Consider the following 17,388-nt stretch of genomic DNA (forward strand, 5'->3'; position numbering starts at 1 on the left):
CACCCTTTACTAATAGACTAAGTTGTACTATAATAAAAAACGAAAAAGAATTGAGGACAAGTATTTATATGTTTTTTGCGAATAAATATTGTCTGAGAAAGTAGGTTTTTTCTTATCATGTTAACCGATATCGAAATTGCACAGCAAGCTATTTTAGAGCCAATTAGTCTCATTGCAGAAAAAGCAGGCCTTTTAGAAAATGAATTGGATTTTTACGGAAAATACAAAGCCAAGGTCAATGACGATGCGTTTAATCGTCTTGAGAATACACCCGATGGTAAGCTCGTTTTAGTAACGGCAATTAATCCAACACCTGCCGGAGAAGGAAAAACTACTGTTTCAACCGGATTGGCACAAGCTATGGCTCAGATAGGCAAAAAAGCTGTTTTGGCTTTAAGAGAACCTTCTTTAGGCCCGGTTTTTGGTGTTAAAGGCGGTGCTGCTGGTGGGGGATATTCTCAAGTTTTACCAATGGAAGACATTAATTTGCATTTTACTGGTGATATGCATGCCATTACATCTGCTAATAATTTGTGCTGCGCTTTACTTGATAATCATATACAGCAAGGAAATATACTTAACATTGATCCGCGAACAATTCAAATCAGACGGTGTTTAGATATGAACGATCGGGCATTACGCGACATCGTGATTGGACTTGGCGGAAAGCTGAATGGTATCCCTCGTGAAGATGGCTTTATTATTACAGTAGCTTCTGAAGTAATGGCTATTTTATGCTTAGCAGAAAATTTACAAGATTTGAAGAAACGCCTAGGAGATATGTTAGTAGCTTATTCTTATGAGAATAAGCCTGTTTTTGCTCGTGATATTCAAGCGGCTGGCGCAATGACAACATTATTAAAAGATGCTTTGCAACCAAATTTGGTGCAAACCATTGAGGGTACACCTGTTATCATTCATGGTGGTCCTTTCGCTAATATTGCTCATGGATGTAATTCTGTTCGAGCAACAAAACTCGCCTTGAAATTAGGAGATTATTGTATTACAGAGGCGGGTTTTGGGTCTGATTTGGGCGCCGAAAAATTCATGGATATCAAATGCAGAGCAAGTAGTCTCAAGCCAGATTGCATTGTTTTAGTTGCCACTGTTAGAGCCCTAAAATACAATGGTGGAGTTGCTCGTGCTGAGCTTACTACAGAAAATATTGAAGCTCTCAAAAAAGGAATTCTCAATCTGGGTGCGCATATTCAAAATATGCAAAAATTTGGTGTGCCAGTTGTCATTGCTATAAATCAGTTTTATACAGATACAAAAGCAGAACTTCAAGTGATTACTGACTTTTGTGCTGATAGAAATGTACCTTGCTCTCTTGCTGATATCTTTACACAAGGTGGCAAAGGTGGAATAGATTTAGCTGAAATGGTTTGTGAAACAATCGAAACACAAAAATCGAATTTCTCACTTCTATATCACGATAACGATTCAATTGAAGAAAAAATTAATAAAATAGCTAGTGAAATCTATGGTGCAAAGTCAGTAGTCTTTACAAAGAAAGCTATAACCTCATTGAAAAATATCAAGTCTTTAGACGGTGATAGATTACCGGTGTGCATCGCTAAAACACAGTATTCTTTATCGGATAATCCTGCGCTTTTAGGTCGCCCAACTAACTTTGATATCACTATTCGCGATTTAAAAATCTCAAATGGTGCTGGATTTGTCGTTGCCTATGCAGGCGATGTGATGACTATGCCCGGATTACCTAAAGTACCTGCTGCAAATCAAGTTGATATTGACGAAGATAGGAAGATAACAGGTTTGTTTTAATGATGAAGTATGAAGTGCACTCTCTACAAGAAACAGCAAAAGTGGCAGTTGAGCTAGCGAAAACTCTTAAAGGTGGTGAGGTCATTGCCTTTACAGGTTCTATGGGAGCCGGAAAGACAGCCTTTACACGAGAGTTAGTTAAAGCACTTGGCGGTGGCGACATTGTCTCTAGTCCTACTTTTGCTATTATTAATGAATATGCTGGCAAAATTCCTGTAAAGCACTTTGATATGTATCGTATTCAAAGTTTTGATGATTTATATTCTACCGGTTTTTTTGATTATCAAGATGATTTTCATTCTGTTTTAATTATTGAGTGGAGTGAAAACATTACAGATTTTCTGCCGAAAAATGTTATTAAAATTGATATTTCTTTTGGTAAAGAAGAAAATCATAGAATTATAGCAATCGAGAGACAGGAGGGATAAAAATGATTACATTAGCGGTAGAATCTTCTGCTATTCCTGTTTCTGTTGCCATTAGCCAAGATGGACTGATCGTTGTTGAAAATTATGTGCATACTAAGCAAACTCACAGTGAAACATTAATGCCGATAATTGAAGATATTCTTGAGATTTCTAAGTACTCCTTAAAAGATATTGATTTATTTGCTGTCTCATCAGGACCGGGTTCTTTTACTGGCATAAGAATTGGCGTATCTACTGTAAAGGGATTGGCTTTTACTAATAACACACCCTGCTGCGCTGTTTCTACACTAGAAGCAATTGCATTTGGCGCTGCGGTTGAAGGATATGTCTTATGTGCTGTAATGGATGCACGCTGTGGACAAGTTTATAACGCCAACTTTATATGGCAAGATGGAGAACTACTTCGCCTTTGCGAGGACAGGGCTTTGTCAATGGAAGAGCTCTCAAATGAATGTCAGAAATCCGGAAAAAGAATTCTTCTTTGTGGAGACGGGGCTTTGCTTTGTTACCAGGAATTTCGGAATTGGGGTGCTGAAATAGCTCACGAAAATGTTCGTTTTCAACGAGCTGGTGCAGTAGCACTGATTGCTGAAAAAATGAGTGAACAAAAACAAACGATAGATGGAACTTCGCTAATCCCTGCTTATTTGCGCTTGTCACAAGCAGAACGAGAATTAAAAAACAGAATGAGAGGTTAATAAATTATGATAGCAATTGGTAGTGATCACGGCGGCTTTGCTTTAAAGGAGTTTATTTGTAACTATTTAGAGCAAAAAGGTTTAGAGATAAAAGATTTTGGCTGCTTTAGTGAAGAATCGGTAGACTATGCGCCGATTGCAGCACAAGTTGCCAAGATGGTAGCTTCTAAACAAGCAGAACGTGGTATTTTGATTTGTTCTACCGGCCTTGGAATTTGTATGGTTGCTAACAAAGTAAAAGGAATTCGCGCCGCTGTGTGTTCAGACTTATATTCAGCAGAAATGACCAGAAGACACAATGACGCAAATATCCTTTGTATGGGAGGAAAAATAGTTAACGAATCAAAGGCAGCTGAATTAGTTGATATTTTTCTTTCTACAGAATTTGAAGGTGGCCGTCATCAGCGCCGTGTCGATCAAATCGCTCAAATTGAGAACGAAGAATAAGGAGAATTTTCTATGCACAAAAATGTATTTGTAATGGACCATCCGCTCATTCAGCATAAGCTGACACTCATTCGCGACGTTTCTACCGGAACAAAGAGCTTCCGAGAAACAGTAAGCGAAATTGCAACCTTAATGTGTTATGAAGCCACTAGAGATTTACCTTTGATGGATGTCATTACACAAACCCCTATGCAAAAAACAACCACACAGGTTTTGGCTGGACGAAAACTGGCTTTTGTTCCGATTTTACGTGCCGGATTAGGCATGGTAGACGGTGTTTTACAACTTGTTCCTTCTGCTAAAGTAGGTCATATCGGTCTTTATCGCGATCATGAGACTTTAAAACCTGTTGAGTATTATAATAAACTGCCTGCAGATGTCGAGCAAAGGGATGTTATTGTGCTTGATCCTATGTTAGCTACAGGTGGTTCGGCAGTTGATGCTATCACCATTGTTAAGAGAAGCAACCCCAAAAGCATTAAATTTCTGTGTATCATTGCTGCTCCTGAAGGAATTGAAGCATTAACACAAGCACACCCTGATGTCACTGTATATTGCGCTGCAGTAGATGAAAGATTGAATGAAGATGGCTATATCTTGCCAGGACTTGGTGATGCTGGCGATAGAATTTTTGGAACAAAATAATTTTTTAGCTTTTACACTATAAACAGCTAGAATTAAAACGGTATACCGTCTTAATTCTAGCTGTTTTACCTTTCACGTTTTTCTCTCTTAAATAATAGAATGGTGGGAAAGGGGTGTTTGTATGATTTCTAAATCTAATGGGATAACCGTCTCCAATGTAACCGTTTCAAAAGAAAAGTTTTGTGCAGAGAATCTAGTACTTTCCTATACCATTCAGTATCCTGAGTTTACTTCTTCCCGCTGCCCTGCAAGCGTACGATCGATTAATAACTTTTATAGACAGCAAGCAGATCGTCTGATGTGTCGTATCCATAATTTTATGATTCCCTCCGCTATCAAAAACTCTCAAACCATCATAGAAAACAATGATACTATCTTGCCATATGAGTTGGTATCAGAGTATAAAATTACTGAAAACAATGGAGCCATCATTAGTCTTTATAACGACTGCTATCAGTTTACTGGTGGAGCACACGGGAATACTATCCGAAGCTCTGAAACGTGGAATTTAACCAATGGTTGTCGTCTTACTTTAGCGGAACTTTGTTCATGCAATTTACCAAAACTCATCACTGATATAAAATCAGAAGTAAAATCTCAAATCGCTAAGCAAAGCGAAAACTTTTTTGAGGACTATGAAGATTTAGTTGACCAAACTTTTAATTGTTCTCAATTTTATATAGAAGACGGCAAATTGGTTGTCTATTTTCAGCAATATGACATTGCACCATATGTGACTGGAATTCCCACATTTACCATACCGCTTGCAATTTGTAATATATGCTAACAATTTTTATTTTTAAAGAGCTATCTGAATGGTAGCTCTTTTTATCTGTCATAGACCAACTTTAAATTTTTTCAATTTTCTACTTCTATTACCTTGAAATATTCTGTTTAGTAACAAAACGACGCATGTTGCATAAATTTATGAGATAAAATTTAATTTAATTTTACGAAGCTTGCCTTGATTTTTATCGTATTTTGTTGAATTCTTGGATAAATTTTAGTATAATGAGAATTAATATAATTTTTGTTTATTTCCTGCTTACTACTAAAATAATTATATCTAGAATAAGTTCTAAACCCCATGGCGCATTTTTTTGCGTTTTTTTCTTTGTAAGCACTTTTTTATGAGCCTGTTCTCTAGCACTATCATTTGGAACCAACATAAAGTAAGGAAGGGGAGCATTATGGAATCACTTGGCAGAAGATTATTAGTCTTTTTTACTGTTTTGACTTCTATTATTTATATCATTTGGCGTATGTTTTTTACCATTCCTTTTCACTACGGATGGTTCTCACTGCTATTTGGACTTGCTCTTTTCATTACTGAATTTATTGGCTTTTTCGAAATGGTAATTCATTTTAGTCAGCTATCAAATCCTGTTGTGCCAAAACGTCCTAATATTGAAGGCAAAGTATACCCTGACGTTGACGTTTTTATTTCCACCTATAATGAACCAACTGAATTACTATATAAAACTATTAACGCCTGTCTACATATGGAGTATCCCGATTTATCAAAAGTACATATCTACTTATGCGATGATGGACATCGTGATGAAATGGGGGAATTGGCAAAAAAAATGGGTGTTATTCACCTAGTGCGTGATACGCATGAACACGCAAAGGCTGGTAATCTAAACTATGCACTCAGCGTATCAAATTCCCCTTATATTGTCACTTTTGATGCTGATATGATGCCACGCCATGATTTTTTAACAGCTTGCATTCCTTATTTTATGGGAGAGGAAACGATTGGTTTTCTTCAGACACCCCAAACTTTTTACAATCCAGATTTATTCCAATACAACTTATACTCGGAAAACCGATTCCCAAATGAACAAGATTATTTTTATAGAGATGTACAAGTGATGAGAAATGCTAGTAACACTGTTATTTACGGTGGTACCAATACCATTCTCTCAAGAGCTGCGTTAGAAGAAATTGGTGGATTTTACACTGGTGTTATTACAGAAGACTTTGCAACCGGAATGATGATTGAAAGCAAGGGTTATCAATGCTATGCAATTGATGAAGCCTACGCTAGTGGAATGGCACCAGAAGATTTGAAAAGCTTGTTAAAGCAACGACAAAGGTGGGCCAGAGGTTGTATTCAAACCGGCAGAAAAATCCATATTCTTTTCTTAAAAGGCTTTAATTTCAGGCAAAAACTTAGCTATATTACTTCCATTTCATATTGGTATGGCTCATTGAAACGCCTACTTTATATTTTATCCCCTATTCTTTATGCTGTGTTTAACGTCATGGTGGTAAAATGCACCTTGCTTGAAATTTTAATATTTTGGTTGCCAATGTACATTTTAAACAACTTAACTTTGCGCCACTTGTCCGGCAATATTCGAAACACGCGACTAACAAATGTTTATGAGACCATTTTATTCCCTGGTCTTCTGCCATCTGTTATTTTAGAGACATTGGGGATTTCTCAAAAAACTTTTGTAGTTACCAAAAAAGATGCGGAAGAAAAATTAAAAACCAATGATGGTTGGTACAAGTTCAGACAATCTTTGCCCATCCTTATTCTATTATTTTTTAGCATATTGGGTATGACTCTTTGTATTCAAAATACTTTCTTACAAGGAACACTCATGTATGTCGTAATTATGTTCTGGTTGTCTGTAAACATTTTTAACCTGATTATGTCACTGTTTTTCATGTATGGTAGAAGAGCCCATCGACAATTTGAAAGATTTGACGCCGAAATCGACTGCACTATTTCTTATAGGAATCGGATAATTCGTACCAAAACAACGAATATTTCTGAAAAAGGTCTTTCCGTTACTTTAGATTTTCCAGAATGGATTCCTTCTGAAGATTCGGTGAAAATTGAGCTGACAACAGAACGTTATCGGACAAGCTGGTGTGGAAAAGTTGCCAACGTTATGAATATAGGCGAAAAATGGCGATATGGCTTTGAAGTAACTGAAATCACAGACGAAAATCAAAGGCGAATGCTTCAAATTGTATATGACAGAGAACCGACCCTGCCAAAGGAAATTGAAAAAGGTCTTAGCACAGTAGATGATATCATGATCAACATTCATCAAAGATCAAAAATTAAGCGTAATTATTTTAGTAGAAAGTTGCCACGATTAAAACTAAATACTTTTATTAACACAGAAGACGGAAAGCGAGTTTTAGTTAAAGATTTTAATTATCAATATATTACCGTTCAATTGGGAAGTAACGAAGCCATTCCTGACAAATTAACTCTCTGTGAAAACTCTATTCAATTGCACTGCCAGTTAGAGGATCCAACTTTTTCACATGGTATTTTTTACCGTATCGTTAATTTAGATGAATTACTTTCCAATTCTGAATTCCGCTATGTTTTGAGAAGCTGGATGGATGATTATCAACTAGAAATTGATGAAAATGAATCTTATCACAAGAAAATCAGTAAAACGTTAGAGCTTCCTGAAATCCTTGACGAGCTGGAATATTTGCAGTGATTAAGATATTAAAAGAGTCTTGTACTAAATTTAAAGATAGAACTATTTTGGGGGAAAGCATGAAATTTCGAGTGAAACTGCAAAACTTTTTAAATTTCTTCTTTCTAGCACTATGCTTATGGGTTATCACCCCGCAAAGCGCCTTTGCTATTACAAGCGAATCTGCAACAGAAATACCTATTGTAAATTTAGAAGAATGGGATAATGGTGCTAAAGTTACTAAAGAATTTAACGAAGAAACTCAGTCTGTAACTGTCACCGCTGATACAATTGGTCTTACAGAAGACTATTATTCTGTTTTTCTATACGACTATACGGTAAGGGATGCTGATGACTATGACGGCATACGCTTTCATCTAAAAAACTTAAGCCAAGGGGTTCTCGCTATCAATATAGCACTAAAAATCAGCGACGATACAGATGTAACGATGACAAATAATTCTTTTGCTTTGTTAGAATCAGAAGGCCAAGAAAATCCAGATGCCGTAAAGATAAGTTATGGAACTTTACCCATACCTGCAGATTTTGACGGTGTCGTTTATATCCCTTTTGCGCAATTAACTACTGCTAATGCAGAAGAGAAACCGCTGATTCATCAAATTCAATCTTTTGGTATTACAACCGTTATTGATAAAGAGGATCAAAAGCAATACGCTATTAGTGATATTGCTTTCCTTTCTGGCAGTGTACCTGCCATGAAAGAAAATTACTATTTGATTACCCTTTCTGGAGACGATGAAATTGCACAACCAAATGTTGGGTCTGTCATTCAAACCTATCATGCAAAGATTATCGACTTAGAGGGCAATCCAGTAGAAGCCGTCCCTATTTTTTATTTTCAAGAGCAACCGGCAGGTCTGGTTTTAACTGATGACGGACAATTAGAACTACAAAGCCATTCAACTGCGAGTGAAATCAATTTATACGCTCGAACAGAACACAGTTTAAATTCTGGGAAATTAGCTATAAAGATTAAGAAATTTAGTTTGGAAGGCACCAAAGCGAATATTCCTAATCCAGTCGATGTATCTCAAATTGTTTCTAAAACAGATGTTATATTAAATCAGTCTGTGAATAAAATTCGTGTTTTCGGCGTTATATTACTAGTTTTTTTATTTGCTATATTTTACACTTGGCTTCATGATGCAAGTAAGCATAAAAAAGTCATTGAAAAAAAGTTGTATCATAATTACCACGAGGAGGATAAAATATGACTTTTTCAAGTGTACCTTTTATGTTTTATTTTCTTCCCATTGTGTTCATCTTATATTACATATTCTTTTTCTCTCTGCCCATAAAGAATTTTATTTTATTAATCTTTAGTCTTATATTCTATACGTGGGGTGAACCAAAATATATTTTTCTCTTGATGTTGTCCATACTCGTTAACTATTTATTCGGCCTGGGCATTGATTTACTAAAAACAAAGAAAAAACTGGCTTTATCAATCGTCGTTTTATCACTAATTTTTAACCTTGGCATACTCTTTGTCTTTAAATATTTGACTTTTATTAGTTCAAATTTAAATATAGCCACACAAGGAAAAATAGAGATAATCAACATTGCTTTACCAATTGGTATTTCTTTTTTTACTTTTCAAGCCATTTCATATGTTATCGATATTTACCGGCAAGATGTTGCGGCACAGAAAAATATACTTAAATTCGCGCTGTACCTTTCTTTTTTCCCAAAACTCATCCAAGGGCCAATTACAAAATATAAAGATTTTGCTCCCCAAATTGAAAATAGAACAGAAACATGGCAAAAGTTTTCTTCCGGAAGTTGTCTTTTTATCACTGGTTTAGGAAAAAAGGTATTGCTGGCTAATAATATGGCTGTAGTAACTGACCGAATCTTTGAAATACAAAAAATGGGGAATATTCCTGTAAGTCTTGCTTGGCTAGGCGCTCTAGCTTATACTTTTCAAATCTATTTTGATTTTTCTGGCTATTCTGATATGGCAATTGGTTTAGGGCTCATGTTTGGTTTTAAAATAGAGCGAAACTTTAACTACCCTTATATTTCCAAGTCCATTAGAGAATTCTGGGGAAGATGGCATATGTCTTTAGGCCGATGGTTTAAAGACTATCTGTACATTCCTTTAGGCGGCTCAAGAGTTCTTAATAAGGATTTAATTATTCGTAATTTGGCTGTTGTTTGGATGGCTACCGGTATTTGGCATGGCGCAAACTGGACGTTTCTTTTTTGGGGAATTTTAAATTTTGTTTTTATCGCTGCTGAAAGAATTTTTGAATTTGAGAATTCAAAATTGCCCAATGCTATTAAGCACGCCTACGCTATGTTTGTCATCATAATTGGATGGGTAATTTTCAGATCGGATTCATTACAGCAAGCAGGCAATTACCTAGTTTCTATGTTTAATTTCCCTCAAAACGGATTTTTAAGTGATTATACCTATATGTTCATAAAGGAATACGGAATTTTTTTCCTATTTGCTATTCTCTTCAGTATGCCCATTGCGGGAAAAATCAATCAATTAATGGCAAAAGGAATTGTGCTTCGTAGGCAAGTATCAAAAAGTCAACCTGACCAAGAGCGTGTCCTATATGGAGAAGCTCCTTTTACGAAACTGATTACTTTCCTTTATCCTATTGCCATGATACTTTTATTTTTAGTTTGTACTACTTATATTGTTAAAGGAAGCTATAATCCCTTTATTTATTTTCAATTTTAGGAGGCTACGAGATGAAGCGTTTTTTTGCAAAAAAAGCAGTTACCACTGTTTTATTTATAGGCGTTCTTTTTGTACTGTCTTTTTTAAATTGGAATACAGCTTATCCTACTTTAAAAGCAGAAATCGAAGAAAAATGGATTACTAATGAAAACAAAGAGGAAGTTTTACCTTCTTTTATTTCAGAAACAGACACCATTATCCGAGAACAAGTTTATAACAAATATGCTTATATCGAAAGTTATGGGTATTTGCAAGAATTACTAAATAAAAAAGAAATTAATAACTTTGAAGTTGTTAAAGCCAAGGACGGCACTTTGCACTATACCTATTTTACTAATGGCCCTAACGAAGTTGATGTATTGGCAGAGAGGATAGAACGATTAAAACAGACCGCCGCTGAATCGGGTACTCAAGTTATGTATGTGATGACTCCTGATAAATATATTCGAGGCGAAACTGAATTTGAAAAAGGTATACCTTATAATTTTGCAAATGAAACGGCAGACAATTTTTTGGCTGTTTTAAAAGAGAAAAACATTGATTCTTTAGATTTTAGAGAATTAATGCAACAAGATGGTGAATACACCGCAAGTAGCTTTTATAAAACAGATCATCATTGGAAAGTTGAAACTGCTTTTTGGGCGTTTACCAAATTTGTAAACGTTCTTGAGTCAAAATATGATTTTTCATTTCCCAATAAAGACAAGTATTTGAATTTAAATCAATATAACCAAATCGTTTATAAAAACTCTTACATTGGCTCTATGGGCCGCAAAGAGGGCAAGCTTTATTCAGAAGCAGAAGACTTTACATTTATCTACCCCAAGTTTGATACTGATTTTTATTTTTACGCTCAAAATGGCCCAGAGGATATCAAAACAGATGGACGATTTGAAAATTCATTAACCTTCACTGAATTGTTGGCTGGTGAGCGTGATATCTATGACGCGACCAATGACAAATACTTTACCTATATGAATGGAAACCCTGGGTTTGTCGAAATTCATAATTTTAACGAACCCGAGGGAGCCAAAGTTTTGTTTATTAAAGACTCATTGATGGTACCTGTCGCTTCATTTTTCAGTTTAGGCTGTTCTAAAGTGTATATGATAGATCCTCGCTATTATTCTGGAAATATTGAAGAAGTGATAAAAGACTATGAATTTGACTATATCTTTGTAAGTTACACACCTCAAAATCTAACAGAAGAATTCTTTCCATTTTACAAGGAATGAATGTAATTTTACTTACCTTGAGGGTCAAGAATTGCATCTACCATTTCTTGATTCCAAGTTTTGGTCTGCAGATCATAAACACCAAATCCAGAAGCAAACTCCCAGTAACCATAGTCAATATCACGTAAAGAGGCTTCCTTAGCTACAGATCGAGTCCAATTGAGTCTAGTTTGCTCCGGAGCGGTCTTACTGATTCCAAATTCTCCTAAAAAGAGAGAAACCTTATTTTCATTAGCCCAATTTTTAGCCATATTGAATCTTTCCTGTAGATATTTTAGTTCTTCATCTGTAGCATTCCAGCCAATACCACTTAGGTTTTCATAACCGTAGTGATAAGGATTTCCCTGAAAAGTCACTTCATTGGGTTCATAATAGTGGAATGTGGCGATAAGGCGATCGTCTTCAGGTAACCGTAAATTAAGCAAAGCATCAATAGAATTATAGTTTGCTCCTCCTACGATCAGGAAATGCTTTTTGTCATTTTTTCGAATAGCTGTGACAGTTTCTTGTAAGATGCTGTTCCAAGACTCACTATCGAGATTCTTCTGTGGCTCATTTAGTATTTCAAAGACTAAATCATCGGAATAATTTTTATAACGTTCGGAAAGTTGCTGCCAGATAGAAATCAATTTCATTTTATGCAGAGCAGGATTTTCCATTATATCCATGAAATGATGGAAATCTAGTATCACCGTTAATTCCTGTCCTAGTGCTTCTTTGATATACATATCTATTTTCTTTACAAACGCTTCATCAAGCCTATAATCTTCATCAGATGAAGCGGTATAATCAGAAAACCGCACAGGAAGTCTTATAGTTTGAAATCCAGCTTGCTTTATTGTAGAAAAATAAGAACTATCCATTGGAACATCCCATGGCTGATCTTTTGGTGCTTCTAGTGAATTCCCTATATTTAGACATTTTGTTAATGTCGGAGGCTGCGGTTCTTTTGCTGCACAGCCACTCACAAAAAGGAAACTGAGAAAAGAGACCAGAATTGTAATCCAATGTCGTTGCATAGTAACCTCCATAAATAAAAACTAACTCTATTATAGCCAAAAAAGCAGAAAGAAACAATCATATAAAGGAGAGAAGATAAAATTGATACAAGAAACTATTCTTAAGAATTCTTTGTTCGGCGGTTACAAAAAACAAGATGTTTTAGACTATCTTGATTCTATTTTAGATGAAAACGATAAAAAGACGCAGCATCTAGAAGATGAACTTGCCTTTTTAAGAAATGAAAATAAATTGCTACAGAAAAGAGTTTTGGAGAAAAAAGAAATAACTAGTATTTCAGTTGATGAAGATAACACTACTGATTCGGATAAGAAAACTGATTTGTTAGAAGATGGCACGATCTTGTCTGAGGGGGTCTATGAAATTCTTCCGAATCATAAAATTATTGCTTTGCCAAATCCTTTAGAATTTAGTACGTCAAAATCTTTAGAGATACAGAATACTGCGGCTCAATACCCTAAAGATAAGGGTAATCACTCCACAAATGAAACTATTTTGGAACAACCTCCTATACATAAAATAGAAAACTCTGCTTTTGAAAAAGAAAACTTTGAAATAGAGCGTGAAACCTTACAAAAAAGAATTAAGGAATTAAAAGAACAATTGCTAACACAAGAAAGAGAAAAAGAGAAATTGCAGGCTAAGCTAGAATATAGCAATGACCTTTTAATCACAATTTATCAAGATCATAAAACTAAAATGTTATAAAACAAAAAAGATATTGGATTTTAAGCCGATATCTTTTTTGTTTTATATTGAATTTTTAATTTATAATGTGGTATAATATATAAAAAGTGTCATTTTTTGACAAATTATTTGCGGGCAATTCAGCTGTTTTGCTGCTATTTTACTCATAAAATATAGATAAAACCTATATTTCTTGTATCTTGATTAAATTTCTGGAGGTGAAGATAGAGAATTATAACTGATTAGAGAAGGTGATCGAGTCATATACTTTTCAGAGTAGCTGAAGAGTTTCAAATTATGACTGCGCAAAATTTTGGGAGGGTAATATGAGCAGAGAAGGAAATGAAGAGCATACCAATGCTTTTATCCGGCAATTTTTAGATCATTTTCCATTAAGTTGTGTGTGTTACGAGGCTAAATATACATCTAGTAATACTATATCTGACTATAAATTAATTGATTTAAATTTCCATTTTGAGAATTTAGTCCAAAAGAGCAGGGGACAGTTAATTGGTACTTTTTTTACAAAATCGCATGATGGAGTAGAGCCAGAGATTGTTTTCTATCTTAAAAATCTTGTGGACCAGCTAATTTTTAGAAAAAAGCAAAAAGTATCGACTAACATAAATATTTTCAACCATCCTTATAAAATTACTATGTTTCTTCTTAACCCCACTATTATTTTCACTATTTTTGAAGACTTTCAAAATAAACGCAATCAAAAAACACACAAATTTTCCGACCCATTTCAGATTACGGCAGAAAATATTTGCGTAAATCCAAATTGCGATTCACACAATCTTGAAAAGAAAGTTCTTTCATCTTGTCTTTTTGATTCAGTATCTGGCAATCAGAGAAACATGCTCTCCTCTGAAAAATCTAGCTCTCTAGAAGACAGTATGATTCTTTTTCAAGATTCTCTAACGGGTTTATATGACAGACATTTTGCTATGAATGTATTAAAAATGTATGTTTCTCAAGATATAATGCCTCTTTCGGTTGTTCTAGGAGATATAAATGGCTTAAAAAACACAAATAATGAAAAAGGGTACCAAGGTGGAGATGAAATTCTTGTTAAAGTAGCTCAACTGCTTCAAAAAAATTGCAGAGCAGTTGATTTAGTAGCAAGATGGGGAGGGGATACTTTTTTTCTGCTACTCCCAAATACATCCAGTAGTGAAACTCGAGTTGTACTATCTAGATTTCAAAAAGCTCTAAATAAATTAAGCTTAGATACAACCATTACATTTGGTTATGCCTCTAATGAGAAAGAAAAACGCTGCCCAGAAGAATTAATTCGAGAAGCCGAAAAATGGCTTTGTCAGAAAAAATTACTGGAGCAAAGAAGTCAACGGAATGGCGTTATTAAGCTTCTACTCTCCTTACTTGATGAAAAAAACTCTGAAACGCATGAACACTCTAACCGTGTTGCTGATCTTTGCCTCTTAGTAGGAAGAGAACTAAAGCTCTCAGATGAAATGATGAGTGATATTGTACTCTTAGCTAAGTTACATGATATTGGAAAAATTGGCATCCGAGATACAATTTTAGAAAAACCGGGAAAACTTACACCTAAAGAAAGAGCAGAAATTGAACAGCACCCTGAAATCGGATATAAAATTACTCAAAATATCCCTGAACTTTGCCAAGTGTCTGAGTATATATTGGCACATCATGAGCGTTGGGATGGAACTGGGTATCCCAAAGGCTTAAAAAGAAAAGAAATTCCTCTTCCAAGTCGAATCATTAGTATTGTAGATGCTTATGACGTTATGATATCTGGAAGAAGTTATCAATCGCCTCGCACACAAAATCAAGCAATAGCTGAACTATACCGTTGTGCTGAAACGCAATTTGATAGTGAAATTGTAGATATTTTTGTAAATTTGTTAAAAGAAGAAAAATATAAAGAAGATTAAACTATTTGTGTAATCTTCTTTATATTTTCAGAATATTCATAAATTTACTATAAAAAATGGAAAATAAATATTCTTTTTTCACTTTACATTATAAAACAAAAACCTTACGTGGTATAATATTCACATGAGGTGATATAGAATGAGCCGAAAAATAACCTTAAGAGAATTAGAAGGAAATCTAAACTTTTTTAGTAAAATGTATGATGTCGTGCGCCTAATAGACCCCACTCGCAAAGAAGTGTTGGATTGTGAATTTTTGCATCCGCAAGATATAGGAACTACTTGCTATAATTACTGGAACAGGGGAGCAGTGTGCGAAAATTGTATATCTATGAGGGCTTATCGAGAAAATAAGACATTTATGAAGCTTGAAAATATTTCAAAAGATATTTTTCTCTCTATAGCGATACCAATCGAAACAGATAACGATCCGGTTGTCTTAGAATTATTAAAAAAAGTTACAGATACTATGATGTTTGGATATGGAGATTTTGCAAAAAACGAGTTAATGTATGATGTGGTTGCCGATTTAAATAAAACCGCCATGAAAGATCACTTAACCGGATGCTATAATCGTCGTTTTTTGGATGATCGTTTGTCAACTGATATTGTACAGGCTACGTTGAATGGTTCATCTCTCTCCATTATTTTTATAGATATTGACAATATGAAGACCGTAAATGATAATTTTGGACACTCTGCTGGAGATAAGGCTCTTAAACATGTCGCTTCTATTCTTGAAGAATGCGTTCACAATGAAAAAAACTGGGTAGTTCGCTATGGGGGAGATGAATTCATTATTTGTCTAAATGATACTACTGCAGAACAAGCTACTCTTATACAAAACCAAATTAACAACCATTTTGAGTCAAAACATATCTTATTAAAGGATCAAAATGTCAAGATATCTATTTCTATGGGGTTAGTTACCATGGATGACAAACCATATACCGCTGAAGAAATAATTCAAATGGCAGATAGAAAAATGTATGAGTCAAAATGGAGAAATAGAAGTAGCAAACGTCCAGTTTGAAAAGGACTATGGTGATATAAGATGTCCTACAATAAAAAATATTTTTCAAATTTATACGACTTATTAATTTGCATTACAAAAGCGGTCGATTTGATTAGTCCTGAAACGGCAAACCATCATCAACAAGTTGCTTTTATAGCGTATGAACTTTCTGAAACCTTAAATCTATCCATAGAAGATAAACAAGATGTTGTTTTAGCTTCTTTAGTCCATGATTTAGGGTCTCTTTCTTTGTGGGATAAGCTAGATTTTATGGACGAATTACCAGATCATGTTCATCAACATAGTTTTATCGGTGCAAAACTGTTAGGTGGATTTCCTTTACTCTCAAATGCTGCTAACATGATTAAATTTCATCATGTTCCTTGGCAAGACGGAGCGGGAAGTTCTTTTATGGGTGAGTCTGTCCCTATTCTTTCTCACTTGATACATTTAGCAGATCGAATCGCTGTTAGTATTGACCACACTGAAAACATAATTTCTCAGATTAAAACAATTCGAGATTTTATTGTTTCAGGTAGTGGCTCTATATTTCCACCTCAATACATAGACTCATTTTTGCAGATATATGAAAAAGAAGCTTTTTGGCTTGACCTAACACAAAAATCTTTGAAAATTCATGTTTATGCTGGTGATAATTTACCTATAAATTCAATTCAGCTGACGTTAGATGAAGTAGTAGAGCTAACCCAAATATTTTCACGCATTATTGATTCACGTAGCCCTTTTACCGCTATGCACTCTGCTGGCGTCGCCGCTACAGCAGAAAAGTTAGCTCAATTATCAAATTTCTCTGAAAATGATTGTAAAAAAATGCGGATTGCGGGAAATCTACATGATATAGGAAAACTGGCAATACCCCGTGAAATCTTAGAAAAAAACGACAAATTGATTCCAGAAGAATTTGATGTTATCCGCAGTCACACTTACTACTCGTATAGATTATTGCAGCCAATTCAGGGCTTTAACGAAATCGCAGAATGGGCTGCTTATCATCATGAAAAATTAAACGGCCGCGGTTATCCATTTCACCTCTCGGCACCTTCTTTGTCTCTTGGATCTCAAATTATGGCAGTTGCAGATATTTTCACTGCTATTACAGAAGACCGCCCTTATCGAGTCGGGATGAATCGTAACCAAACAGAGAAAATTTTAGCAGGTATGGCTGAGCACAACGGGATTTCCTCCAGTATTTTTCATTTGTTACAAGCTAACTATGATTGTATCGCAGAGTTGCGTAAAACCGCTTCTGAACAGGCCAGCCATGATTATAAATATCTTTTAATAAAGTAAAAACTAGCAATCCGATTTTATTAA

15 protein-coding genes are annotated in these 17,388 nt (G+C 35.0%); 14 read left to right on the forward strand and 1 reads right to left on the reverse strand.

Going from position 1 to position 17,388, the window contains the following annotated elements; translation table 11 throughout:
* The first annotated feature begins 117 nt into the window (after positions 1–117).
* The 10 genes from CS931_RS02710 to CS931_RS02755 all read left to right on the forward strand — a co-directional run bounded on the left by CS931_RS02710 (position 118) and on the right by CS931_RS02755 (position 11,412).
* Positions 118–1,788 (forward strand): formate--tetrahydrofolate ligase, encoded by a 1,671-nt coding sequence (locus CS931_RS02710; protein ID WP_099204215.1) that lies wholly within the window; start codon positions 118–120, stop codon positions 1,786–1,788.
* Positions 1,788–2,216: a tRNA (adenosine(37)-N6)-threonylcarbamoyltransferase complex ATPase subunit type 1 TsaE gene (gene tsaE / locus CS931_RS02715; RefSeq protein ID WP_099204216.1), complete on the forward strand. Its 429-nt coding sequence runs from the start codon at positions 1,788–1,790 to the stop codon at positions 2,214–2,216. Before CS931_RS02710 ends, tsaE begins: the two co-directional genes overlap by 1 nt.
* A gap of 2 nt (positions 2,217–2,218) precedes the next feature.
* The gene (gene tsaB / locus CS931_RS02720; RefSeq protein ID WP_099204217.1) at positions 2,219–2,914 is read left to right on the forward strand and encodes a tRNA (adenosine(37)-N6)-threonylcarbamoyltransferase complex dimerization subunit type 1 TsaB; all 696 of its coding nucleotides are present in this window, start codon (positions 2,219–2,221) and stop codon (positions 2,912–2,914) included.
* A 6-nt stretch (positions 2,915–2,920) separates the two neighbouring features.
* Positions 2,921–3,361 carry a ribose 5-phosphate isomerase B gene (rpiB, locus tag CS931_RS02725; protein ID WP_099204218.1) on the forward strand — a complete coding sequence of 147 codons (441 nt, stop codon included), beginning with the start codon at positions 2,921–2,923 and terminating at the stop codon, positions 3,359–3,361.
* Positions 3,362–3,373: 12 nt separating this feature from the next.
* Positions 3,374–4,006 (forward strand): uracil phosphoribosyltransferase, encoded by a 633-nt coding sequence (gene upp, locus CS931_RS02730; protein ID WP_099204219.1) that lies wholly within the window; start codon positions 3,374–3,376, stop codon positions 4,004–4,006.
* A 121-nt stretch (positions 4,007–4,127) separates the two neighbouring features.
* Positions 4,128–4,793: a DUF3298 and DUF4163 domain-containing protein gene (locus CS931_RS02735; RefSeq protein ID WP_099204220.1), complete on the forward strand. Its 666-nt coding sequence runs from the start codon at positions 4,128–4,130 to the stop codon at positions 4,791–4,793.
* Between the two features lie 403 nt (positions 4,794–5,196).
* Positions 5,197–7,482, forward strand: coding sequence for a glycosyltransferase family 2 protein (locus tag CS931_RS02740; RefSeq protein WP_099204221.1), 2,286 nt, complete (start codon positions 5,197–5,199; stop codon positions 7,480–7,482).
* 59 nt (positions 7,483–7,541) lie between these two features.
* Positions 7,542–8,696 (forward strand): hypothetical protein, encoded by a 1,155-nt coding sequence (locus CS931_RS02745; protein ID WP_099204222.1) that lies wholly within the window; start codon positions 7,542–7,544, stop codon positions 8,694–8,696.
* Positions 8,693–10,177 carry an MBOAT family O-acyltransferase gene (locus tag CS931_RS02750; protein WP_099204223.1) on the forward strand — a complete coding sequence of 495 codons (1,485 nt, stop codon included), beginning with the start codon at positions 8,693–8,695 and terminating at the stop codon, positions 10,175–10,177. The genes CS931_RS02745 and CS931_RS02750 overlap by 4 nt, the downstream gene beginning before the upstream one ends.
* Before the next feature lie 11 nt (positions 10,178–10,188).
* On the forward strand, positions 10,189–11,412 hold the full coding sequence (locus CS931_RS02755) for an alginate O-acetyltransferase AlgX-related protein (RefSeq protein WP_099204224.1): 1,224 nt from the start codon (positions 10,189–10,191) through the stop codon (positions 11,410–11,412).
* A gap of 8 nt (positions 11,413–11,420) precedes the next feature.
* Here CS931_RS02755 and CS931_RS02760 read toward each other — a convergent pair whose 3' ends face one another.
* Positions 11,421–12,431, reverse strand: a complete 1,011-nt coding sequence (locus CS931_RS02760; RefSeq protein WP_159459724.1) for a glycoside hydrolase family 5 protein — start codon at positions 12,429–12,431, stop codon at positions 11,421–11,423.
* A gap of 82 nt (positions 12,432–12,513) precedes the next feature.
* Here CS931_RS02760 and CS931_RS02765 point away from each other — a divergent pair, with 82 nt between their 5' ends.
* The 4 genes from CS931_RS02765 to CS931_RS02780 all read left to right on the forward strand — a co-directional run bounded on the left by CS931_RS02765 (position 12,514) and on the right by CS931_RS02780 (position 17,364).
* Positions 12,514–13,140 carry a V-type ATP synthase subunit I domain-containing protein gene (locus CS931_RS02765; RefSeq protein WP_099204226.1) on the forward strand — a complete coding sequence of 209 codons (627 nt, stop codon included), beginning with the start codon at positions 12,514–12,516 and terminating at the stop codon, positions 13,138–13,140.
* A gap of 305 nt (positions 13,141–13,445) precedes the next feature.
* Positions 13,446–15,038: a diguanylate cyclase gene (locus CS931_RS02770; protein ID WP_099204227.1), complete on the forward strand. Its 1,593-nt coding sequence runs from the start codon at positions 13,446–13,448 to the stop codon at positions 15,036–15,038.
* Positions 15,039–15,177: 139 nt separating this feature from the next.
* Positions 15,178–16,071: a GGDEF domain-containing protein gene (locus CS931_RS02775; protein WP_099204228.1), complete on the forward strand. Its 894-nt coding sequence runs from the start codon at positions 15,178–15,180 to the stop codon at positions 16,069–16,071.
* A gap of 21 nt (positions 16,072–16,092) precedes the next feature.
* Positions 16,093–17,364 carry an HD domain-containing phosphohydrolase gene (locus CS931_RS02780; RefSeq protein ID WP_099204229.1) on the forward strand — a complete coding sequence of 424 codons (1,272 nt, stop codon included), beginning with the start codon at positions 16,093–16,095 and terminating at the stop codon, positions 17,362–17,364.
* Positions 17,365–17,388: the final 24 nt, after the last annotated feature.

The sequence above is a fragment of the Scatolibacter rhodanostii genome, assembly GCF_900197595.1.
Taxonomy (GTDB): domain Bacteria; phylum Bacillota; class Clostridia; order Oscillospirales; family Acutalibacteraceae; genus Scatolibacter; species Scatolibacter rhodanostii.